17 protein-coding genes and 10 pseudogenes are annotated in these 20362 nt (G+C 69.6%); 17 read left to right on the forward strand and 10 right to left on the reverse strand.

Annotation, left to right across the window (positions count from 1 at the left end; genetic code table 11):
* Positions 1 to 158: 158 nt before the first annotated feature.
* A pseudogene (locus AV521_RS37705) lies at positions 159 to 835 on the forward strand (type III PLP-dependent enzyme); the annotation flags it as partial.
* On the opposite strand, the gene AV521_RS52990 reads toward AV521_RS37705, so the two are convergent.
* A complete protein-coding gene (locus tag AV521_RS52990; protein ID WP_371917097.1) occupies positions 804 to 1016 on the reverse strand; it encodes a helix-turn-helix domain-containing protein in 213 nt (70 codons plus the stop codon). The pseudogene AV521_RS37705 and the gene AV521_RS52990 overlap by 32 nt on opposite strands.
* A gap of 223 nt (positions 1017 to 1239) precedes the next feature.
* The gene (locus AV521_RS51605) at positions 1240 to 1533 is read right to left on the reverse strand and encodes a hypothetical protein (protein ID WP_256725849.1); all 294 of its coding nucleotides are present in this window, start codon (positions 1531 to 1533) and stop codon (positions 1240 to 1242) included.
* Positions 1534 to 1833: 300 nt separating this feature from the next.
* On the opposite strand from AV521_RS51605, the pseudogene AV521_RS37715 reads away from it, so the two are divergent.
* The 5 genes and pseudogenes from AV521_RS37715 to AV521_RS51610 all read left to right on the forward strand — a co-directional run.
* A pseudogene (locus AV521_RS37715) lies at positions 1834 to 2240 on the forward strand (2,4-dichlorophenol 6-monooxygenase); the annotation flags it as partial.
* An 87-nt stretch (positions 2241 to 2327) separates the two neighbouring features.
* Complete coding sequence (locus tag AV521_RS37720) at positions 2328 to 2549, forward strand: hypothetical protein (protein ID WP_076095226.1); 222 nt, start codon at positions 2328 to 2330, stop codon at positions 2547 to 2549.
* Positions 2550 to 2615: 66 nt separating this feature from the next.
* Positions 2616 to 3500: an intradiol ring-cleavage dioxygenase gene (locus AV521_RS37725; protein ID WP_076095228.1), complete on the forward strand. Its 885-nt coding sequence runs from the start codon at positions 2616 to 2618 to the stop codon at positions 3498 to 3500.
* Complete coding sequence (locus AV521_RS37730) at positions 3497 to 4576, forward strand: maleylacetate reductase (protein ID WP_076095230.1); 1080 nt, start codon at positions 3497 to 3499, stop codon at positions 4574 to 4576. Before AV521_RS37725 ends, AV521_RS37730 begins: the two co-directional genes overlap by 4 nt.
* 112 nt (positions 4577 to 4688) lie before the next feature.
* Positions 4689 to 4894 (forward strand): annotated as a pseudogene (locus AV521_RS51610) (hypothetical protein); the annotation flags it as partial.
* A 26-nt stretch (positions 4895 to 4920) separates the two neighbouring features.
* Here AV521_RS51610 and AV521_RS52995 read toward each other — a convergent pair.
* Positions 4921 to 5543 (reverse strand): annotated as a pseudogene (locus AV521_RS52995) (transposase).
* 426 nt (positions 5544 to 5969) lie between these two features.
* Here AV521_RS52995 and AV521_RS37740 point away from each other — a divergent pair.
* Complete coding sequence (locus AV521_RS37740; RefSeq protein ID WP_076095232.1) at positions 5970 to 6554, forward strand: hypothetical protein; 585 nt, start codon at positions 5970 to 5972, stop codon at positions 6552 to 6554.
* Positions 6555 to 6572: 18 nt separating this feature from the next.
* A pseudogene (locus AV521_RS37745) lies at positions 6573 to 6803 on the forward strand (IS5/IS1182 family transposase); the annotation flags it as partial.
* On the opposite strand, the gene AV521_RS37750 reads toward AV521_RS37745, so the two are convergent.
* Entirely contained in the window at positions 6748 to 7257 is a 510-nt protein-coding gene (locus AV521_RS37750; protein ID WP_076095234.1) for a hypothetical protein, read from the reverse strand. The pseudogene AV521_RS37745 and the gene AV521_RS37750 sit on opposite strands and share 56 nt — an antisense overlap.
* Before the next feature lie 163 nt (positions 7258 to 7420).
* Positions 7421 to 7669, reverse strand: coding sequence for a hypothetical protein (locus AV521_RS37755; protein ID WP_076095236.1), 249 nt, complete (start codon positions 7667 to 7669; stop codon positions 7421 to 7423).
* A 222-nt stretch (positions 7670 to 7891) separates the two neighbouring features.
* On the opposite strand from AV521_RS37755, the pseudogene AV521_RS37760 reads away from it, so the two are divergent.
* From AV521_RS37760 to AV521_RS51625, 3 genes and pseudogenes are all read left to right on the forward strand, one after another.
* Positions 7892 to 8320: pseudogene (locus AV521_RS37760) on the forward strand (YceI family protein); the annotation flags it as partial.
* A 417-nt stretch (positions 8321 to 8737) separates the two neighbouring features.
* A pseudogene (locus AV521_RS53000) lies at positions 8738 to 9064 on the forward strand (alcohol dehydrogenase catalytic domain-containing protein).
* A gap of 62 nt (positions 9065 to 9126) precedes the next feature.
* Positions 9127 to 9771 carry a zinc-binding dehydrogenase gene (locus AV521_RS51625; protein WP_256725851.1) on the forward strand — a complete coding sequence of 215 codons (645 nt, stop codon included), beginning with the start codon at positions 9127 to 9129 and terminating at the stop codon, positions 9769 to 9771.
* 217 nt (positions 9772 to 9988) lie between these two features.
* Here AV521_RS51625 and AV521_RS47100 read toward each other — a convergent pair whose 3' ends face one another.
* Positions 9989 to 10411 (reverse strand): hypothetical protein, encoded by a 423-nt coding sequence (locus AV521_RS47100; RefSeq protein WP_079249605.1) that lies wholly within the window; start codon positions 10409 to 10411, stop codon positions 9989 to 9991.
* 281 nt (positions 10412 to 10692) lie between these two features.
* Here AV521_RS47100 and AV521_RS52395 point away from each other — a divergent pair, with 281 nt between their 5' ends.
* Together AV521_RS52395 and AV521_RS37780 are read left to right on the forward strand one after the other, a co-directional pair.
* Complete coding sequence (locus AV521_RS52395) at positions 10693 to 10866, forward strand: hypothetical protein (RefSeq protein ID WP_218639400.1); 174 nt, start codon at positions 10693 to 10695, stop codon at positions 10864 to 10866.
* Positions 10867 to 11068: 202 nt separating this feature from the next.
* Positions 11069 to 11350, forward strand: a complete 282-nt coding sequence (locus AV521_RS37780) for a hypothetical protein (RefSeq protein WP_076095237.1) — start codon at positions 11069 to 11071, stop codon at positions 11348 to 11350.
* A 123-nt stretch (positions 11351 to 11473) separates the two neighbouring features.
* Here the strand turns inward: AV521_RS37780 and AV521_RS50165 are convergent, their stop codons facing one another.
* Together AV521_RS50165 and AV521_RS37795 are read right to left on the reverse strand one after the other, a co-directional pair.
* Positions 11474 to 11857, reverse strand: a complete 384-nt coding sequence (locus AV521_RS50165; RefSeq protein ID WP_076095239.1) for a hypothetical protein — start codon at positions 11855 to 11857, stop codon at positions 11474 to 11476.
* 357 nt (positions 11858 to 12214) lie between these two features.
* On the reverse strand, positions 12215 to 13066 hold the full coding sequence (locus tag AV521_RS37795) for an AraC family transcriptional regulator (RefSeq protein ID WP_076095242.1): 852 nt from the start codon (positions 13064 to 13066) through the stop codon (positions 12215 to 12217).
* A 98-nt stretch (positions 13067 to 13164) separates the two neighbouring features.
* Between AV521_RS37795 and AV521_RS37800 the strand changes: the two genes are divergently transcribed.
* Complete coding sequence (locus AV521_RS37800; protein ID WP_076095244.1) at positions 13165 to 14601, forward strand: amidase; 1437 nt, start codon at positions 13165 to 13167, stop codon at positions 14599 to 14601.
* Positions 14602 to 14649: 48 nt separating this feature from the next.
* On the opposite strand, the pseudogene AV521_RS51635 reads toward AV521_RS37800, so the two are convergent.
* Positions 14650 to 14790 (reverse strand): annotated as a pseudogene (locus tag AV521_RS51635) (GNAT family N-acetyltransferase); the annotation flags it as partial.
* Positions 14791 to 14857: 67 nt separating this feature from the next.
* Between AV521_RS51635 and AV521_RS37810 the strand changes: the two are divergent.
* From AV521_RS37810 to AV521_RS37820, 3 genes and pseudogenes are all read left to right on the forward strand, one after another.
* Positions 14858 to 15230: pseudogene (locus AV521_RS37810) on the forward strand (IS5/IS1182 family transposase); the annotation flags it as partial.
* 337 nt (positions 15231 to 15567) lie between these two features.
* On the forward strand, positions 15568 to 15765 hold the full coding sequence (locus AV521_RS37815; protein ID WP_076095347.1) for a hypothetical protein: 198 nt from the start codon (positions 15568 to 15570) through the stop codon (positions 15763 to 15765).
* Between the two features lie 201 nt (positions 15766 to 15966).
* A pseudogene (locus AV521_RS37820) lies at positions 15967 to 19088 on the forward strand (family 78 glycoside hydrolase catalytic domain).
* A 3-nt stretch (positions 19089 to 19091) separates the two neighbouring features.
* Here the strand turns inward: AV521_RS37820 and AV521_RS37825 are convergent.
* On the reverse strand, positions 19092 to 20267 hold the full coding sequence (locus AV521_RS37825) for a permease (protein ID WP_076095246.1): 1176 nt from the start codon (positions 20265 to 20267) through the stop codon (positions 19092 to 19094).
* Between the last annotated feature and the right edge of the window lie 95 nt (positions 20268 to 20362).

A 20362-nucleotide genomic window follows, 5' to 3' on the forward strand; every position in this document is an offset into this window, starting at 1 on the left:
CGCCCAGGGCATCAACCCGCAACCCGCTTGCCTCGCCCACCACTTTGGGCGTCAACGCCTGAGCCGGATGCGCGGCCGCGCCGTCGCCATCTTCGTGCCGAAGTTCGGCAGCCCCGTCGAGTACGTGCGGTTCGCTTTCGCCGGAGCTACGGACGCCGCCGCTCCAAGCCGATCCGGCGATTCGGACGCTCGTCGACGGCGCCCACCCACAGCTCGAACTGCAGGGCATTCACGCCCACTTGGCGAGCGGACCGGAAGCGGAGTCGCTGCCGGCGGCCGCCGAGACCGTGGTGCGCTGGGCGGCCGGTCTCGGAGTGCCGCTCGCGGAGGTGCACGTCGGTGGCGGCGCGACCGTCGACTGCGCCACCCCCGACCGCCGCTTCGACTGGTCCGCCTACGGCCACGGGCTCGCCCGGCTCGGCAGGGCGCACCCGGAGCCGACCCCGCGCATCGAGCCGGGGCGAGCGCTGACCCCGTACTGCGGCCGATACGCCACCGAGGTGCTGGACGTGAAGCGCAGCTACGGCGAGGAGTTCGTCGTCCTCCGGGGCGGCACCCTCCACCTGCGCACCCCCGCGACGAAGGGCCACGACCAGCTCTGACCGGTGTGGCCGGTGGAAGACTGGCCGCATCCGTGGCCACGGCCCAGCGCAGAGGGTGGACGGGTCACATTCACGGGCCGGCTGTGCACGCCGAAGGGCGTCCTGGCCCGCCGGGCCCCGCCCCGGGGCGCAGGGCCGGGGACCGGGTGGTGTTCTCACTGGCGGGTGCCTACGCCTGGAACGCCTCCCACCACGGCTTCCTCATGCACACCAGCCCCGGTTTCCATTTCCTGGACGCGGGTTCCCAGGCGTACCTGCTGGGACCGGTGGCTGGTCAGCTCCGATGCCCCGATAGCCCCGCAGCGAGCGGTACAGCGTCGCTCGGCCTATGTCCAGGGCGGCTGCTGTGCGCGCCTTGTCGCCATCGTGGTGGCGGAGCGCCTCCAGGATCGTGGTGCGTTCGGCGTGTTGCATCGGGCCGAGGTGCCGTGCCGGCAGGGCGACCGAGCGGGCGGCCAGTGCGTAGGAGCCTCTGGAGACAGGGTCAGGGCGGTGCGCCGGGCGTGCAGGTGATCAGTAGGGGTGCGTCCGGGTGTGTGGCGAGCCGGGAGTTGAGTGAGGCCACACCCCGGTGCGTGAGCCGCTCCGCATGGCGGGCATGATGGGCCGCGCCTGCCTCAACTCTGCTTGGATGCAGTCAATTTGACCTCCATCCGCCACGCGTCGACGATCCACGCGGCGCGGCCGCCGGGGAGCTGACGCGCCAGTGCCGTCTTGCTGGTGCGGCGTTCTCCCGACGGCGTACCGCCAGGGGACCGAGGATCCGGTCAGGGCGGTGGAGGGGCGCGATGAGGCGTACGGTGTCGGCGTCGGTGAGCGAGCGCAGTACGGCCACCATCCCGATGACGGCGCCTTCCACCCACGCGGTGCACCCCGCGTCCTCGGGCAGCCGGCCTGCGTCGGCAGGGACCTGGTCCTGCCGTACAGCCACGGCCGTACGCTCCGGCGCGGCCGGCGCATGGGGCGACAGCATCCGCTCGGCCGTCCGCGACCGGGCGCGCAGTGCGCGGCGCCACCGCAGTGGCGGCGGGCTCGGCGAGCGCGGCGCCCGGATGCGGCGGGCAGCCGGCGCACAGTCCCGTCGCGACGGTCACCGTGCCCAGCACCCGCCCGCTCTCCGGCGCGGGCATCGGCACGCTGATCGCCGACACGTCCTACGGCAGTCGAGGAAGTGTTCGCGACCGTGCACCTCGGCCCGGCGGCGGGCGCGCAGGGCGCGGCAGATCGTCACCGCGCAAACAAGCCCATCGGCGAGAGCGTCCCCGTCTTCGAGGCGCTCGGCGGGCTCTCCCCGCAGACCCCCGAGCAGCTCTGGGCGATCGCCTTCACGGTGTACGGGTTCAACGCACACGGCATCGACCACAACCAGCGGTACGTCTCGGACGCGATCATGCGCGACGGCACCCCCAACCCCGGCTTCATCCGCGACCCGGAGCTGTACCACCAGTCTTCCTCCCGCCCGGGCGCGGAACTGCCACACGCCTGGATCACCTCCGGCACCCGCAGGCTCTCCGCGCTCGACACGCTCGGCAAGGCCGTTTCACCCCGCTGACCGGCATCGGCGGTGACGGCTGGGTGCGCGCGGCACAGGCGCAGGAGATCGACATCGCCGCTCCGGTGATCGGCCCGGGGCAGGAGTAGGAGGACCCGTACGGCGACGGGGCGCGGCCGAGGGCCTGGGCCACATCCCCGGTCGGATCAGCCGGCGGCGTCCGGAGGCGCCACGTGGACGGTTCGGCAACGCGGCTGGGGCGCCCCCTCTGGGAGAGCGCGTGCCAGGCGTCGCCCGCCCGGCCGGGGATGCGACACCGGCCGAGGGAGGCGTCCGACGCGGGTGCCCTGCTGGTGCAGCCCGACGGCTTCGGCGGCTTCCGGCACGCGTCGGCGGCCCCGGACGCCGGGAAACCGCTGACCGACGCGGTGCGGAGGATCCTCGGGCACGTTTGAGCACAGGGCCATGGAGGAAGCCGGTCGCTAGGGGCAGCGGGACGGCGTGGACGACGAGGAGCGGGCATGACCACCGGGACTACTGGGACCACCGGGATGGGAGAGGCTGTCACCGAGGAGGCCGTCACCAGTCTGCGCGCGGCGGCCGATCCTCGGCTGCGCGAGTTGCTCGGAGGACTGATCCGCCATCTGCATGACTTCGTGCGCGAGACCCGGCTCACCCAGGAGGAGTGGGAGAAGGCCATCGGCTTCCTGACGGCGACCGGGCAGACCTGCACGGACACCCGGCAGGAGTTCATCCTGCTGTCGGACGTCCTCGGTCTGTCCATGCTCGTCGAGACCATGAACGGCGACCGCGCCCCCGGCGTCACCGAGTCGACCGTCCTCGGCCCCTTCCACCTGACGGAGTCCCCCGCCCGCCGGCTCGGCGAAAACATCGACCTGGTGGGCGGCGGTGAGCCGTGCGTGGTCAGCGGCCGGGTGCTGGCCCGGGACGGTACGCCGCTGCCGGGCGCGGTCCTGGACGTCTGGCAGGCCGACGCCGAGGGCTACTACGACGTACAGCAGCCGGACCTCCAGCCCGCGGGCAACGGCCGCGGACTGTTCACTGCCGACGCCGAAGGGCGCTTCTGGTTCCGTACCTGCGTACCGGCCCCATACCCGATCCCCACCGACGGCCCGGTCGGCGCACTGCTGCGCGCCACCGGCCGGCACCCATACCGCCCCGCGCACATCCACTTCATCGCCACGGCCGACGGACACACCCCCGTCACCACACACATCTTCGTGGCCGGCAGCGACTACCTGGGCTCCGACGCCGTGTTCGCGGTGAAGCAGAGCCTGGTGCAGGAGTTCACGGAGACCGACGATCCGGCGCTGGCCCGGGAGTTCGGCATCTCGAACCCCTTCCGGCATGCTCGCTTCGACCTCATCCTGGAGCGTGCGTCATGACATTCTCCGCCGACTTCGCGTACGAGACCCGGCCCGTGCGGGTCGTCTTCCGGCCCGGCGCGTCCGTGACCGCGGTCCCGGAGGAGGCTCAACGCCTCCGGCTGCGACGGCTGTTGGTGGTCTGCGGCAGCCGGGGCGAGGCCACCGCCCGGGCGGTGGCGGGCGCTCTCGGCGACGCCTGCGTGGGACTGCACGCCGAGGCCCGGATGCACGTCCCCGTCGAGGTGGCGGACCGGGCCGTCGCGGTGGCGCGGGCGGCCGGGGCCGACGGGTGCGTCGCGGTGGGCGGCGGCTCGGCGGTCGGCCTCGGCAAGGCGATCGCGCTGCGCACGGGCCTGCCGCTGATCGCCGTGCCGACCACGTACGCGGGTTCGGAGATGACCCCGGTGTGGGGCCTGACGGAACACAAGGTCAAGCGCACCGGACGCGACCCGGTGGTCCAGCCCCGCAGCGTCGTCTACGACCCGGAACTCACCCTCACCCTCCCGGTGCCGCTCTCCGTGACCAGCGGCATCAACGCGCTGGCACACGCAGTCGAGGCGCTGTACGCCCCGGACACCTCGCCGCTTGTCTCCCTCATGGCGGAAGAGGGCGTCCGCGCCGTGGCGGAGGCGCTGCCGCGGCTTGCCGCCGAGCCCGACGACCTCGACGCGCGTGGCCGAGCCCTGTACGGGGCGTGGCTGTGCGGAACATGCCTCGGCGCGACGACCATGGGGCTGCATCACAAGGTGTGCCATGTCCTCGGCGGCACGTTCGGACTGCCGCACGCGGAGACACACACGGTGGTGCTTCCGTACGCTCTCGCGTACAACGCGCCCGCGGTGCCGCAGGCGCTGGCCGCCCTGTGCCGGGCACTGGACACGGAAGACGCCCCGCGCGCCCTGCGGGATCTGTCGGTTCGTCTGGGCGCACCGCGCTCACTCGCCGAACTCGGCTTCAAGGAAGGCGACTTGATGCTGGCGGCGGAACAGGTGACCGGAGAGCCGTACCCCAATCCGCGCCCGGTCACGGCAGAGGGTGTGCTCGGGGTGCTCCGGGCGGCGTGCGAGGGGCAGGAGCCGACCGTCTCGCTCTGACCGGGGTGTGACCACATGCAGGCGCGGCCCTTTCGGCATGCCCTCGCCCGCAGTTCGCGCGCGGTGAAGGGCGGCGCACCGGCTGCGGCAGCCGTGAAGCAGGGTGAACATCATGGCCCTCGCACTGCTCCGGCGCACCGGCGGCTCAAGGGTGCCTCGGCCGAGGCCGCAGGCCTTTCGCTCCCCCTCCCGCCCGGCGCGGGCGCGGTGGGCCGCGAGGTCGTCGACCCGATGGGATCGCCCATGACGGCCGGGGACGTCACGGTCACCGCGCTGGACACGCACCGCCTCGTGGCCCGCGGCACGACCGACCCGTACGCTGGGGCGTGTTTTGAAAGTGCTGGTCACAGCCAGTCGTTGATGACCGCGATGGTGACGGTGACCTCGTAGCGGACGGCGAGCTTGTCGTATCTCGTTGCCACCGCCCGGTGGCCTTGAGGCGGTTGATCCCGCACTCGACCGCATGGCGCTCGCGGTAATCGGCCTTGTCGAACTTCGGTGGACGGCCAGCGCGGGCGCCCTGTTTCTTGCGGTTGCGGTCTGGTCGGACTTTTCTGGAATCGACCAGCGGATCCCGCGATTGCGCAGGTAGTCGCGGTTGGCTCGGGATCGGAAAGCCTTGTCGGCTCGCACCCTGTCCGGTCGCCGGGCCACCGCGTGAGCGTCCGAGCCCGTGGTTGGCTGGTTCGACTGCGACTGCGCCGGGTTTGTCCCGCTGCAGGTCCCCCTTTCACGGGCGCCCGCAGCATGCTGATGAGCACGAGCGACCGTGGAGTCCGTAGACGGTCTCCCACTCGCCATTGCGTGCTGGAACGTCGCGACGGGACGCACCCGTCCGAGTCCGCCAGCGTATGCCGTTGATCAGTTACCGCTTGGACCGGACCGGAGGCCGCTCCGGCTTCTTCCCGACCGGCAACAGTGGCTCCAGCCTGGCCCATTGCTCGCTCGTCAGATCTCCGCGTCCCACGAGTGGATCACGACAGACCTTGATCCAGTACCACCCGTCGCCGTTCCCCGGGTCGGCATTGGTCTGGTGACCGCAGCGGGGTGACCGAGGCCACCGGTGCAGCCCGGGTCGGACTGGATGACGTGTGTGAAACCCGGCCCCGCCACCGCGAACCCGGCCGGCACGATGCTGGCGACGGTACGCAATTCCCTGTCGAACGCTTCAGGGTCCCCTCCCATGTGGTGAGGGCGCACCAGTCTCCCCACCCAAGGGCGCGGACGAAACGCCTCCGCCAGAAGTGAGCAAGTGGCCTTCCACCTGCGGCGATTCGGAGCCGAAGCTTTTAGCCAATCCGCCGAAAAGCTGGACACGACCGGACCGTCCATGGTCAAACTGACTCCTGCCCCCAACCGGATCCACGCCGCGCAAAGGCAGGAGACAGCAACCATGCTCAAACTCCGCAAGAGCCGACGCACCATTGCCGTGACTGGTGCCGCCGTCGGACTCATGGCCGGTCTCGGCGTCGCCAACGCCCCGACCGCGTCCGCCACCAGCTACGTGTGCGTCCCGCTGTCGTCCGGCGTCGACAGCTCCCAGTGCTCCCACTCCTCCACCTTGCACACCGGCGGCGAGTGGTCACCGCAGACGACGTTCAACAGCGCCTTCACCTACCTGCGGTTCCAGTACGACGGCAACCTCGTCCTGTACTGCAAGAACAGCGGCTACTCGTACGGACTCGGTCGTAATGTCTCGGCCGGGCAGGCCGTGTGGGCATCGGGGTGGACCAACAGCGGCGACATCGCCAACGACAAGTGGGACTTCTGGTCCGACGGCAACATGGCCACCTACTACCAGAACTCCGCCGGGTGGCAGGTCGACTGGAACACCCGGACCTGGCACGGGGCGGACACGATCGCCATCGTGCAGACTGACGGGAACTTCGTACTGTGGGAGAACGGCCAGGCTGTCTGGGCGTCGAACACCTACCACGACTGCCCCGGTAGTCAGGACTACTGGAACGGCTACCGGTAGCCACAGCAAGTAGCGCGAAGGATCGCCCGCAAGGGGACCAAGGCGCCAGTCCAGGCCACCCAGCGGTGGCACATCGAGCGCACCCACGCCTGGCAGAACGCCTTTCACCGGCTCGTACGCTGCTGCGAACGCCGGATCAACGCCATCGAAGCCTCCTTCCACCTCACCGACACGATCATCACTGTCCGCAATCTCATCCGCCGAGCCTCGACCACCCACCGCTGGGACACACGCCCCCGCCACCGGCCATCACCGACCACTCAGCTGAGCGACTTCTCAGCGGAACGCGTCGGCGTGATCCGCCACCGGCGCGGAACGGACGGGGCGGGTGTCCCGTGATGTGTTCGAGGTCCGGCGATGGAAGCTCGGGCTCGGTGACCTGCAAGGCCACGTTGGCGAGCACGGCGTCGGCCGGCTCGCGCGGCCATGTGCGGAGCATCATCCGCCGGGCCTCCTCCCGCGGGGTCTCCTCGTAGCACACCGGGCGGCCAATCATCGCGCCGATCGTCTCCGCTCGCTGCTCGCGCGTCAGAGACTCGGAGCCCGTCAGGAAGTACGAGGCCCCGTCATGGCCGTCGTCCAGGAGCGTACGGACGACGGCCTCGGCGACGTCGCGGTCGTCGATCAGCGGCCGGGCAGCCTTGGCATACGGGCCGCGTACGACGCCTTCAGAGCGAATCGCCTCGGCCCAGTGCAGCGTCATATGAGCTGGCATGCACGGGCGCAGGATTGTCCAGGACACCCCCGAGCCGCGCACCCGGTCCTCCATTGCGCGGTGGAAGTCCGCATGAGGGGCGTTGTGAGTGATTGGCGGGGGCACCCTCACGCAGGCCGTGCGACGAGCTGAGCACGATCCACCCGGAGTGCTAGGCCAGGGCCTCCACGACGGCCGGCACCTTCTGGGGAGCGGTGAAGCGACCGGCCGCACGGTCATAGGGCCAGAGCAGGAACGCGGCCCGCACGCCGCCGAGCTCGTTCAGGCGGGCTGCCAGCCCTTCCGGGTCGGTCACCTCGCCGGTGACCGGCTCGACGGAGTCGGGAAGGGACCTGAGGATGTGCCGTGCCAGCTTGCTTTCGAGGGCGTCCGGGAACAGCAGTACATGACGCTGAGTCATGATCAGAACGCTAGGGCAACCTGAACCTTGGATGAAGTCAACGCCGGGATGCCATAGTGGCATCCGGGGCCCGGGTACGTCTGAGATCTGCGAATCCGTGAGCACTGTCGGCGGACCATGAACACGGGATTCGTTCGGGAGCAGTCAAGTGGACGGGATCTGCGGTCTCCTGCGCCCGGGCGGAGTTTCATAGCGGTTCGGTCAGCCATGACGGCAGCACAGACTCTGCCGCTGCCGACGCCCGGCATCTGGCTCTTCGACCCGCCGCACACGGTCATCCGCTTCATCGCCAGGCACGTCGGCATGGCCCATGTCCACGGCTGTTTCGAGTGCTTCGACGGCGGCATCCAGATCGCCCAGGACATGGCGCAGCCCAGGGTCGATGTCCGCATCCACGCGTCGAGCACCACCACGGACAACAACACCCGCGACGACCAACCGCGTTCGGCCGACTTCCTCGACGTCGAGCGCTTCCCGTACATCGACTTCGCAGGCACGCGCTTCGCCTACCGGGGCGGCAGCAGGTGGACGCTCCAGGGTTCCCTGGGCCTGCACGGTGTGAGCCGCTCGGTGTCCCTGGACACGACGGATCTCGGTACGGTGAACGGCGGTTACGGCGAGGAACTGCGCTGTGCGGCCCTGGCCAGGGCGGGACACGCCGACGCCTCCGGAGCAGGCCCGAGTCGGCGACGCGTCGTGGCGCCGACTACAGGCGGCCGACTTCCGCGACGGTGACCGGCTGCAGGAAGTCCGGGCCGAGGCCGGCGATGGCTGCTCGGCCGCGTCGGCCGAGGCGTGGCCTGGGTCGTCAGGCCGGACGTTCCAGGGCGCCGGTGATCAGGGTTTCCAGTTGCTGTGCGACCTGGTCCAACGGCTCCATGTTGCGCTTGCCGTCCAACAAACCCCCGTTTACGTCAAGTGACTGACTTAAACGAAGAGAGCTAGAAGGCACCCTGAGGCTGATGGTGTAGCCGGCTACACCACAAGCCCGGGAGTCCGCTCCCTCGTGGCCCACCCCCGGGAACAGGATCGTTCACACACGGAAGTGCCGTGGTGCCCATGACCACGATGAAGTCCGTGCGGACCGTCGGTGTGAACACGGTCGAGGTGGTGGACGTCGAGCGCCCCGTGCCCGGCCCCAAGGACGTGCTCGTACGCGTCCGTGCCTGCGGCATCTGCGGCACAGATGTCGCCCTCCTGCACATGGGCGGCATGCCGGCCCACGCCCACCTGGGCGGCGACATGGTGCCCGTCGCGGTCGGCCATTAGCCGGCCGGCGAGATCATCGAGGTCGACTCCGCGGTCTCGGGCCTGAAGGAGGGCGACCGGGTGGTGGTCAACCCTCAGACGCACCCACCGGCATCATCGGCTGCGGGGGCAGGTACGGCGGCATGAGTGAATACCTGCTCATCGAGAACGCCGAGCCCTGAAAGGGCGTCGCGGTCTTCCCCGGCCACGTGCCCTTCGACGTGGCCCCCCTCAACGAGCCCCTGGCCGTGGCCCGCCACTGCGTCAACCGGTCCGAGGCCGGGCCCGGCGACAAGGTCGTCGTCTTCGGCGCCGGGCCCATCGGCCTGGGCGCCACGATCTGGCTGAAACTGCGCGGCGTCGAGCACGTCGTGGTCGCCGATGTCATCCCCTCCCGACTGCAGAAGGCACTGGCCGTCGGGGCCGACGCCGTCATCCACTCCGCCGAGGAGGACGTCACCGCACGCCTGACCGAACTGCACGGCCAGGCCTCCAACGCCCTCGGCCAGCCCCGCCCCGGCACCGACATCTACATCGACGCCGCCGGCGCCGCGGCCGTCTTCAACACCGTCGTCGCCAACGCCAAGTGGCACGCCAAGCTGGTCATGGCCGCCGTGCAGAAGAAGGGCGCCGACGTCGACCTCGGCGGCATGCTGCGCAGCGAGCTGACCCTCGTGGCCTCCCAGGGCTACCCCACCGAGATCTTCGAGGTCACCCCCGAACGCGTCGAGCACCGTGAGCGGTTCGCCCAGCTCATCAGCCACCGCGTGCCGTTCGCGGAGGCCGACCACGCCTTCGAGCTGACGCTGACGCCGGGGGCGGCGCAGAAGGTCGTCGTCACCTTCGCCGAGTAGCCCAGGAACGGACTATCAGCGGGCAGGAATCCGCGGACGGACCGGACATCCACGTGGCCCTTCGACACATCGCCGAAGGGCCACCGTGCAGTTGCGCCACAGACTGGTCTCACGCAGAGCCACGCCGTCGGTGCATCGGGGAGCAGTTGAGACGTGCGGCCCAGGCCCCGTGGCCGGATCCCGAAGGGAGATCGAGCCCGGGGCCCGGCTCAGATCTCTACCAGGCGGCGACCAACGTGTCGGGCGCCGGCTCCTCGCCCTCGCCCGCACTCCTCCGGCGGCCTGCCACGAGGCCGCCGGTCGCGCCCAGCGCGACCAGGTCCATGGCTGCGGCGGTCGCGATGCCCGTCGCGTCGTCCAGGGTGAGATAGGAGACCGCGGCCACGCCGCCGCTGAAGGGGAACAGAAACCACAGCACCGGCCGGGCCGACAGGAACGCCTTGATCCTGGGCTTCTTCGCGATGCGTGAGCCTGTCACCAGCGAGACGGCGACACCGGCGAGCGTCGCCACGTTCTTCTCCGTTCCGTCGAGGACGGCTCCTGCTCCCAGGCCGGCCGCCAGACCGGTGGCAAAGGACGACCAGAGCAGCAGATCGGCGACGAACGACTTCACGGTGGCGAACGCGGACTTCGACTTCATGGGGTTTCCTTCGATGTGGGGAGCTCGGGGCTCCTGGTCTGCCGCTTACGATCCCGTCGCCCCTGTGCCGCCACGAGGGAGTGGACTCCCGACCTCTGGTGTAGCCCGCTACACCCGCGAACGGCGAGCACGCTCCACATCTTCAGGGGTGGGGGTCGTCTAGCGTTGCCGCATGTGGAAGTGCGGCGCGCGGCGTGGGCCACGGTTCACCTCGCTGCGACCGCGGCGACGGCGTTCGCCTGGGCTCACTGACCCCGCGCGAGGGGGAGGTGCTGAAGCTCATGGCGGAGGGCCGGGACAACGCGACCATCGCCAAGGACCCGTTCGTCACCGAACGCGCGGTGCACAAGCACATCGGCAATGTCTTCCTGAAGCCGGGCCTGCCGCCGAGCGACAGCGGCCACCGCAGGGTCCTCGCCGTCCTGGCCCACCTGGCCCACGGGCCGCAGAGATGACGTGACCACACTGCGGTCACCGGTGAGGGTGCAGTCATTCTTCTGATTTACAGAAGATGCGCTTTCAGGGCTCTTTGCGCGCCAAGAGATCGAGAAATCGGCGCGCCACCATCCACTTTAGAGGCATTTCACATAATCTTCGATAACTGCACGGAGTTGATTCGTCACTGAACGCATCCACCCCACTTCCATCGGAGTTGACATGAACAACCTTCGCAAAGTTGCCGTCATGGTCGCTGCGCTCGGTAGCGCCGGACTTCTGACGACCGGCACCGCGTACGCCGGCGGCCAGGGCGGCGGCCAGGGCGGCAACGAGGTCCTGCAGAGCTCCAACTGCAGGTCCCACGACCTGAATCTCGACGTCCTCGGCGAGGTCGGGATCCTCAACGGCGTACTGGGCAACGCCCTGGGCGGCGAGGGCGACCCGGGCGCACAGTCCACCCACATCGGCTCGACCGCGGGCTGCAACAACAGCGCCTTCTAGAAGGCGGATCCCGACTCACCGACATCCGCCCAGGGAACGCGCCACTGGCACGAAGAGCCCCTGGGCGGATGGGGAGTCGGTCGGCGTCGGAGGCGCTACAGCGTCTCCGACGCCGGCACGAATCTACCGACCGCCGTCCTGTCCGCCTCCGTACTGGCCCCCTCCGTACTGCCCCTGTCCGTACTGGTCCTGACCGTACTGCCCCTGGCCGGAATCGCCGCCGTACTGACCCGGTGCGCAGTCATCGCCGTACTGCCCCCCTCCGTAAGGAGCCGGTTGCGGGGCATAGTGCGGTTGCCCGTAGGGGGCGCCGACGGCCACTGCGGTGGCCTGCGAGTTGGCTACCGCGGTGCCACCCCCCACGGCCACGGCGGTGGCTTGGGAGTTGGCGACGGCGGTGGCCTGCGGAGGTGCGCCATAGCCACCGGCGAAGCTGACACCGGCACCGAGGGCGGACAGCCCCGCGACCGCCGCGGCTACGACCGCAGCGCGTTGAAACGTGCGCATAGTTCGACCCTTTCTTGTTGATGCGAAGCCGGAATGGCGACGCGGTGTGAGCATAAATGCCTGATTTGTGATGATGTGGGATCGAGCGCTCTCCACGTGCCGTGTCGGTTCACAGCGGTACGAGCACAGTTGGGGGCCACCGAGGAATATCTCGTTCGCTTCGCTGCGCGAACTGTTCAACCTGACCCAGGATGACAATCCGATTCTCGACCCGATCGAGTTCATTGACGTCACGCGCCCGGTGAGTTGGATTCTCAAGGTGCACAAGGGCGTAACGGTCTTCCAGGAATTCCTTGACTGCGACTACAGCGTGCTCAGCACAGCCGGGACGGGGTTCCTGGAGAGGTAGTCCGACGTTCAGGTCTTGGACAGGTACGCGGGGACGGCCCACGCCACATCGTCGACCGCCAGCCACGGCGCGACCGCCACGGCCGTGGGCGTCACGCCGGCGAAGGCCCTGACATCCCGGTGCAGATGGGACTGGTCGACGTAGCCGATCTCCGCCGCCACCAGCGCGGCGCTGTGGCCCGCGGCGAGACGGTGGGCCGCGTGGTCGAAACGGACAAGCTGAGCAGCGCGCTTGGGACTGAGGCCCGTCTGGGTTCGGAACCGGGACCACAGACGCTTACGGCTCCATCCGACCTCGGCTGCCAGTCGCTCGACCCGGGCCGCTCCCGGGTTCGTCAGCATCTGCCTCCACACGAAGGCGATCTCCGGATCGACTGCTCGCCCCGCCTCGTGTCGTCGGGCCAGGGCCGCCTCGACGATGGCGAACCGGTCGTCCCACGACCCGGCAGCGCGTAGCTGCTCCTGGGTTCGCGCGCCGTCGCGACCCCAGAGGTCGTCGAGGGAGACCACCGTTCCGCCCAGCTCCGCAGAGGCGCCCAACACCGCGTGCGCCACCACCGGTGACAGCCGCACCTGCAGGCACTCGATGTCCCGGCCGTGCCCTCGGACACCGCAGGACGCGAGTCCGACGACCACACTGCCGTGGTGCTGCCCGCCGTTCCCGTCGCCGACGGCGAGGCGTCCGTCACCGAGGTCGACGGCCACCGTGACCGCCGGATACGGGACCACACTCAGGTCGACGGGCGCCGTCGTACGCGCGCGGAATCCGGCCATGCTGACCCCGGGCAACCGACCGGCCCGCGAGGGGGTGGCGATGTCCCAGACCGCCGCGGCGTCACGAGCCGGCTCGGCGGAACACATGCCGCCAGGGTACGGAACATTCGTCCAAGACGGGACGTGGCGGCGCCACAACACTGACTGCCACCGACAGCACCCCGGACCAGAAGGGACCGCTTGTGATGCGCTCGCCGATCGACCCGTTCACGCCGGCCGTCGAACTTGCCGCGGCCATACGCCGAAAGGAGGTGAGCCCGGTCGAGGTGGTGGACTCCTGTCTCGACCGGATGGACGAACTCGACCCCCGGCTGAACGCCTTCTGCCACCGGGCCGACGACGACGTCCGCAAGGCCGCGTCCGCCGCTGCCGACGCCGTGGCGCGGGCCTCGTCGGTGGACGACCTTCCGCCGTTTCACGGTGTGCCGCTGCCGATCAAGGACCTCCTAGACGTGGCCGGTTGGCCCACGACCCACGGGTCCGCCGGTGCCACGCGGGCGCCCGCCGCGACATCGGAGGCGGTGGTGCGACGGTTCGTGGACGCGGGGTTCGTCCTGCTCGGCAAGACGACCACCTCCGAGTTCGGCGCGCTGCCCTTCACGGAGAGCGAGACCCTGGGCATCTCCCGCAATCCGTGGGACCCGGACCGCACGCCGGGCGGGTCGTCGAGCGGAGCCGGCGTGGCCGTCGCCGCCGGGATGGCGCCCCTCGCCCACGCCGAGGACGGCGGCGGATCCATCCGTATCCCCGCGTCGTGCACCGGCCTCGTCGGGCTCAAACCCACCCGCGGCCTGGTCGCCAATACGACCGTCACCGTGGAAGGTCTCGCCACGAGCGGCGTTCTGACCCGTACGGTGGCGGACACCGCGGCCACCCTCGACGTGCTGGCGTGCCACGATCCGGCCGCATGGTGGTCACCCCCGACCCCGCACAGGTCCTTCACCGCCGCGCTGCAGGCACCCGCGCCGACCGGGCTGCGCATCGGGGCGCTCACGGACTCCCCGATCGACGGGATACGAGTGCACCCGGCGTGCACGGCGGCCGTCGACGTCGCTCTCCGGACACTTGAGTCGGTCGGCCACCACATCGTCGACACCCGCCTTCCGCTGCCCCCGACAAACGAGTTGGTCGCGGCCTTCACAACCATCTGGAACATCGGCGGTGCCGGGATCCCGCTCGCGGATCCCGACCGTGTCGAGCCCCACAATCGTGCCCTGCGAGACGCGGCACGGTCGGTCGACTCGTGGGCCTACGCAGAAGCGGTGAAGAGGACACAGCAGTTGTCGCGGCGCATCGTCGAAGGCTTCCTCACCGGCTTCGACCTCCTCGTCACGCCCACGATGGCGTGCCTCCCTCCGCTCGTCGGTGCCTGGCGGACAGGTGTCCACGACGATCCCCTGAGGGCACTGCAGAACAGTTACCCGATGGGGGTGTTCACGTCGGTGTTCAACGTGACCGGCCAGCCGGCCATCTCCGTCCCCCTCCACCACGACGAGGCCACCGGCCTGCCCGTCGGCGTCCAGATCGTCGCCGCACCCTGGCGGGAGGATCTGCTGCTCCAGGTGTCGCGCACCCTCGAACTCGCACACCCCTGGACCGACCGCCGCCCACCTGTCAGCTGAGGCCCGACGCCCGTTGCCCGGCGGCGAGTTCGCGGTGGCGGGCGGCGAGTCGACGCCGCCCTTCAGCACGGTGATGTTGGTTGCAGGGCAGACCGCAAGGTAGTCGACTTCGCCGTTTTGAGCACGTCCCAACTGCGCGGCGACGTCAGCCAGGCGATGGTCAGACCCCTCCAACGAGCCGGCCCACCCAGCCTCATGAGGCCGCCGCGCATCAGGGCGCGCGTCGGAGCCCTCCTGGACGACTCCGCCTACCGGGCTGAGCCCACGTCAGTTCCGTGACCTGATCACCGCACTGCGTCGCGAGGGTGCGGACGGGGCTGTCGCATCATCGACCACCTCGGGCCCGCAAGGACACCGCGCTAATCGTGAACGGCGCCCTGGCGCCCACCCGCGAGCCCAGCGTTGCCGAGCAGTCGAAGAGCTGCTGGCACTCGACCAACCACCAAGTCGTCATCGACGCCGATACCCTGCTCGTCGTCGCCGTCGGCAGGCCCATGCCCGGCAACCGCGATGATTGCAAAGCGTGGGAGCTGTCCGGCACCAAAGCCGCCGTCGGCAACACCACGGTGATCGCGGACGGCGGCTCCCGCGGCACCGGCCTGGTCATCCCGCACCGCCCCCGGCTCGGCACATCGCGCGCTGCCGCTCACGCACACCTGGACGACGAGGTACGTCCCCGCATGCTCGCCATCGTGTTCGCGGGGCTGACGCCGGCCACGAGCCACACATCGGCAGCGCCGGACTTCTCGTGATCGCGCTCCACGGCGGTCAGAGACTCCAAGCCGCCTGCGGTCGGCGCCCATCGCCAGCGGCTTCCAGCCCGGCCGATGCCGGCGTCCTGAGACCGAAGGATGCGGTGGGATCGACTTTGGAATGCTTGCCGCGATCAGGGCGCCCACTTTAGGTGGTGAGGTCTCGACGCACGGCCGATGGGGCGTGGACGCGCCTGGGGCGAGGATCGGGTGCATGAAGAAGGTGCTGGAAGCAGCCGGGTTTGTCGCTCTGGTGCAAGGTGTGTTGGGCCTGGCGCAGGAGTTCACCCACTGGCAGGTGGGTCTGGTGCAACGGCTGTCGTTCTTCGACGGCTACGACGCTGTCGTGAGCTTCGTTCTCGTCATGCTTGCGTGTGCGCTGTTCGCCGCGGCCGAGAGGCTCCGGCACTGAGCAATGTCCGGCGAGATGGTCACCGGAGGCAAGTGCTCCGCTTTTGAACAGTTTCAATCATCAAAGTCGCCACGGATGTTTCTGTTTGATTCTGTCCGATGTTCCTGCCGCTAGAGCGGTGGATAGTCGTCACATCCGCCACTAGCTTCATCGGCCGACGAGCTGAATCGATACAAACTCGCTCGGCCGAAGGGACACGGCATGACCGACGGAGTCAACGGCACGACGGGGCGAGGAGTACGACGCAGGACCGTTCTGGCCACCGCACTGGGTTCCGTGCCGGTGGTCGTGGCGGGAGGGATCGGCGGGGCCGGTACGTCGCGGGCGGCCGTACCGATCGCCGGGGGCACGGGAGTGGAAGGACTGACGGTCGAACACCGCACGAACCCGCTGGGCGTGGACGCTGCGAGTCCGAGGTTCGGCTGGCGCATGGTCTCCTCGGCTCACGGCCGCCGGCAGAGCGCATACCGGATCCTGGTGGCCACCAGCGCCGACCGGCTGCGCGGTGGGCGGGCCGATGTGTGGGACAGCGGCCGCGTCGCCTCGGCGGACTCGGTCGCCGTACGGTACGCGGGCCCGGCACTGCGACCGTCGGCCCGTTACTTCTGGACGGTCCTGGTCTGGGACGAGGACGGGCGGGCCGTTTCCGACACCCCTGTCGCCCGCTTCGAGACCGGTCTGCTGAGCACGGACGGGACGGCCGGCTGGGACGGCGCGCGCTGGATCACCATGGCGGGCAAGAAGCCCAACTCCCCCGGCGCCCCGCTGCTGCGCCGCGAGAGCGCGCTCCGGGGACGGGTGAGCGCGGCACGCCTGTATGTGTCGGCGCTGGGCGTGTACGAGGTGTACGTCAACGGCCGTCGCGTCGCCGTACCGCACGACGGCTCCACCGGCGACTCCACCGGCGGCTCCATCGACGAATCCAACGCCGGATCCACCGAGGAACTGCTCACTCCTGGTCACCGGACTGCTCGCGGCCGACCGGAAGGTCACGCTCGCCGCAGTCCTGGGCAACGGCTGGTACAACGGCCGTGTCTCGCAGGGCAGCGTCTACTACTCCCAGGACGGCAACCCGCTCGCCCTGAAGGCCAAACTGCTGCTGCGCTACGCCGACGGCTCGACGCAGAGCCTGGTCACCGCACCGGATTCCGGCTGGAGGGCCACGGACACCGGCCCTTACCGCGCCGACGACATCTATGAGGCCAGACCTATGACGCCCGCCAGGAGCTGCCTGGCTGGACGGCGAACGGCTACGACGACTCGGCCTGGTCGGACGTCACCGAGCACCCGTACTGCACCCGCTTCCCCGGCGCCGGGCTCGTCGCCCACCCCGGCGAGAGCGCCCGGCTGACCTCCGGGTGGGACCGCAGACCGCAGTCCCTCGTCGTCTGCACCGGGGTCGCCGGCCAGGACGGCAGCCCCAACGGAAAGGGCCACATCGTCGTCGACGCCTCACGCACGGTCACCGACCCCGCCAGGGCCGCCACGGCTCAGGTGACGCTCGCCGACGGCGACACGGCGGTCTTCGACCTGGGGCAGAACATGGTCGGCGTGCCCCGCTACACCCTGCGCGGCACCGCCGGGGCCCAAGTCACCTTTCGCTTCGGTGAGATGCTCAACGACGCGAGCCAAGGCGCCGACGGCCCAGAGGGTTCCGTCTACCGCGCCAACCTGCGCAGCGCGAAGGCCACCAGCACCTACACCCTCAAGGGCGACCCGCACGGCGAGGCCCACCAGGACTCGCTCACTTTCTACGGATTCCGGTACGCCTCCGTCACCGTGACCGGCGGCCCGGTCACCGTCACGAGCCTGACCGGCAGGGTCGCCACCTCGGCCCTGCGCGAGATCGGCACGGTCACCACGGACGACGCCAAGGTCAACCAGCTCATCAGCAACGTCCATTGGGGCCAGCGCGGCAACTACCTGTGGGTCCCCACCGACTGCCCGCAACGCGACGAACGTCTGGGCTGGACCGGCGACACCCAGCTGTTCTCGAACACCGGCCTGTACAACGTCGACGCCGTCGCCTTCCTGAGTCATTTCGAGGACATCCTCATCGACTCGCAGCGGGCCTACGGCGAGGACCACGCCCAGTTCACCCATGTCGCACCCGGCAATCGGTACAACTCCCCGGTTCCCGCGAGCGGTTGGGCGGACTGTGGTGTCGTCGTTCCCTGGACGGTGTGGCAGATGTCCGGCGACACCACCGTCGTCGACCGCAGCTGGGCGGCGATGACGACGTACATGGACTGGATCCACCGGCGCACCGGAGACAGCTACGCCGGGCAGGGCGCGATCTACGGTGACTGGCTCGCCTTCCAGCAGACCAGCACCCAGCTCATGAGCGACGTCTACTACGGCTACAGCGCGCGGCTCATGGCGGACATGGCCACGGCCACCGGCCGCTCCACCGAGGCCCGCGCCTACGCCGATCTCTTCTCGCACATCAAGCGAGCCTTCATCACCAAGTACCTGAGCACCGAGGGCAGCCGGCTCACCGTGCGCTCCAGCCTCGGTGAAGCCTCGCCGGTCACGCCCGGCGGCACCACCAAGACCGAGGACAACTCCCAGACCGCGCTGCTGTGGGTGCTCAAACTCGGCTTCTACGACACGCAGGCCCAGCGCCGCCAACTGGTCACGCTGCTCGCCGAGAACATCGGCAACGACGCCGCCTACAAGGCGGCCCACCCCGGCAGCACGCGCGTCCAGTACGCCGAGAACACCCTCGCCGTCGGTTCCTCGGCGTCAACGTCCTCGCCCCGGTACTCACCGACGAGGGCCGCGGCGACCTCGCGTACAAGCTGCTCCACCAGAGCGCCATGCCGTCCTGGCTGTACTCCGTCGACAACGGCGCCACCACCGTCTGGGAGCGCTGGAACTCCTACTCCAGGCAGGACGGCTTCGGCCCGGTCGCGATGAACTCCTTCAACCACTACTCCTACGGCGCGATCATGGAGTGGATGTACGAGAGCATGGCCGGCATCGCCAAGGACCCGGCCAACCCCGGCTTCCGCCATTTCTTCCTGCGACCGCACCTCGACCCGACCGGGAGGATCACCCATGTCCGCAGCTCGCATGTGTCGCCGTACGGCGAGATCGTCAGCGAGTGGCGGACCGAGCACCGGACACTCACCTACCGGGCGACCGTCCCGGCCAACAGCACGGCGACCCTGTCCGTTCCCACCAGCGATGCGTCCACCGTCCGCGAAGGCAAGGCTCCCCTGTCCCGCGCCCAGGGCGTCCGGTACCTGGGCTTCACGGACGGCACCGCCTCGTACCGGCTGTCCTCGGGGCACTACGAGCTGACGGCATCCCTCAGCTGACGTTCAGTGGTGCCCATGCTGCATGTGTTCTCCGTGGTCATGGCCCATTTCGGGTGAGCCGCCCATCATGCGCAACATGGCAGGCCCTCCGGTGCGCAGGAACCGCACCAGGAGCACGGCGGCGAGCATGAGGAAGGCGATGTTGAGCCAGGTGGTGTAGTTCCAGCTGACTCCTTCCATGGGGACCCTGGCGTCGGCCTGGTCGGGGATCAGGCCGAGGGCGCCGAAGGCGAACTCCACGATGTATCCGGCGACGACCATCGAGACGTAGAAGGTGCCGAGCAGGAAGGCAGCCATCCTCGCGCCGTAGTACTTCCGGTAGATGTTGAGGATCGGCAGGATCAGCAGGTCGGCGAAGACGAACGCCACCACGCCGCCGAAGCTGATGCCTCCCTTCCACAGCACCACCGCCAGCGGAACGTTTCCGATGGAGCACACGAACGAGGCGATCGCCACCAACGGGCCGACGACGGGTCCCCACAGCTTGGCGGCGAGCGGGTGGCCCTCGAAGAAGAAGCCGCGCCAGAACGAGTCCGGCACCCAGGCGGCGATGGCGCCGGCGATGAGCAGGCCGACGACCAGGTCACGCAGGATCGCCGCCCATTCCATGACGAACACATGGCTGGTGGCGGTGAAGCCTTCTGCGGAGAACAGCCGGCCGGCGAAGGAGCCGTCACGTCGCACGGACATGTCCATCGCGGCGTGGCCCTCCATCGACCCGGCAAGGCCCCGTTCCGCCTGTTCACGCGCCTTGCGCAGGAGCCCCGCGCGCAGGAACAGCCGGAAGAGCACGGCCAGCATGACGATCATGATGGGGCCACCGACGAATTCGGCGGCGGTGAACTGCCAGCCCATCAGCAGCGCCAGGATGACACCGAGTTCGACGACAAGGTTGGTGGAGGCGATCTCGAAGGCCATCGCGGCGGTGAAGTTCGCGCCCTTGCGGAACAGCGATCGGGCCAGCGCCACCGCGGCGTAGGAGCAGGAAGAGGACGCCACGCCCAGGCCCGCGGACACGGCGAGGGTGCGGGGCCGGTCGTCGCCGAGCAGGGCGACGACGGTGGACTTGTGGACCACGGCCTGCACGACGGCGGACAGGGCGAAGCCCAGGATTAGGGCCCAGGTGATCTCCCAGGTCATGGACCCGGTGATCGACAGCGCGTGCAATACGGCGTGCATCTGTGAAGCCTTCCCTCCGAGGTGCGGCGTACGGCCGACGGACACACCCATGGCCGGGGAGCCCTCCTGCCGGCCACCAGTCTGCGGCCACGGGA

Source organism: Streptomyces sp. IMTB 2501, assembly GCF_001953885.1.
GTDB lineage: Bacteria > Actinomycetota > Actinomycetes > Streptomycetales > Streptomycetaceae > Streptomyces.

Excerpts from the sequence above, each read along its gene's own strand:
- AV521_RS52990 (WP_371917097.1), bottom strand. The coding sequence starts at position 1,016 with ATGCAACACGCCGAACGCACCACGATCCTGGAGGCGCTCCGCCACCAC.
- AV521_RS37725 (WP_076095228.1), top strand. The coding sequence starts at position 2,616 with ATGACCACCGGGACTACTGGGACCACCGGGATGGGAGAGGCTGTCACC.
- AV521_RS37730 (WP_076095230.1), top strand. The coding sequence starts at position 3,497 with ATGACATTCTCCGCCGACTTCGCGTACGAGACCCGGCCCGTGCGGGTC.
- AV521_RS37740 (WP_076095232.1), top strand. The coding sequence starts at position 5,970 with ATGCTCAAACTCCGCAAGAGCCGACGCACCATTGCCGTGACTGGTGCC.
- AV521_RS37750 (WP_076095234.1), bottom strand. The coding sequence starts at position 7,257 with ATGACGCTGCACTGGGCCGAGGCGATTCGCTCTGAAGGCGTCGTACGC.
- AV521_RS37755 (WP_076095236.1), bottom strand. The coding sequence starts at position 7,669 with ATGACTCAGCGTCATGTACTGCTGTTCCCGGACGCCCTCGAAAGCAAG.
- AV521_RS47100 (WP_079249605.1), bottom strand. The coding sequence starts at position 10,411 with ATGAAGTCGAAGTCCGCGTTCGCCACCGTGAAGTCGTTCGTCGCCGAT.
- AV521_RS52395 (WP_218639400.1), top strand. The coding sequence starts at position 10,693 with ATGGCGGAGGGCCGGGACAACGCGACCATCGCCAAGGACCCGTTCGTC.
- AV521_RS37780 (WP_076095237.1), top strand. The coding sequence starts at position 11,069 with ATGAACAACCTTCGCAAAGTTGCCGTCATGGTCGCTGCGCTCGGTAGC.
- AV521_RS50165 (WP_076095239.1), bottom strand. The coding sequence starts at position 11,857 with ATGCGCACGTTTCAACGCGCTGCGGTCGTAGCCGCGGCGGTCGCGGGG.
- AV521_RS37795 (WP_076095242.1), bottom strand. The coding sequence starts at position 13,066 with ATGTGTTCCGCCGAGCCGGCTCGTGACGCCGCGGCGGTCTGGGACATC.
- AV521_RS37800 (WP_076095244.1), top strand. The coding sequence starts at position 13,165 with ATGCGCTCGCCGATCGACCCGTTCACGCCGGCCGTCGAACTTGCCGCG.
- AV521_RS37815 (WP_076095347.1), top strand. The coding sequence starts at position 15,568 with ATGAAGAAGGTGCTGGAAGCAGCCGGGTTTGTCGCTCTGGTGCAAGGT.
- AV521_RS37825 (WP_076095246.1), bottom strand. The coding sequence starts at position 20,267 with ATGCACGCCGTATTGCACGCGCTGTCGATCACCGGGTCCATGACCTGG.